The sequence below is a fragment of the Holdemanella sp. DFI.5.55 genome (genome assembly GCF_020593575.1).
Classification (GTDB): Bacteria; Bacillota_I; Bacilli_A; order Erysipelotrichales; family Erysipelotrichaceae; genus Holdemanella; species Holdemanella hominis.
This window is the reverse complement of the sequence record NZ_JAJDMK010000258.1, coordinates 1-272: the sequence shown is the minus strand read 5'-3', so window position 1 is coordinate 272 and position 272 is coordinate 1. Positions and strand designations below refer to the sequence as shown.

Below are 272 nucleotides of genomic sequence, written 5' to 3'. Positions count from 1 at the left end.
GCAGGTCTGATCATCATCTTCTTTTTAGCCATCGCCAACCTGGCCAGTGCCAAAGCTTATGGTACCTTGGAGTTCTGGTTTGCCATGATCAAGGTCGTAACGATTGTTTTAATGATTATTCTGGGCTTTTTAGTGATTCTGCTGGGATTTGGTAATGGCGGTCATCCCATTGGCTTTAGCAATCTTTGGGCTCATGGCGGCTTTTTCACCGGCGGCTTTAAGGGCTTTATGTTCTCAATGTCGATCATCGTTGGGTCATATGAAGGAAGAGC

General features: G+C 46.0%; 1 pseudogene. It reads left to right on the top strand.

Going from position 1 to position 272, the window contains the following annotated elements:
* Positions 1–272, top strand: a pseudogene (proY, locus tag LJE08_RS14020) (proline-specific permease ProY); the annotation flags it as partial.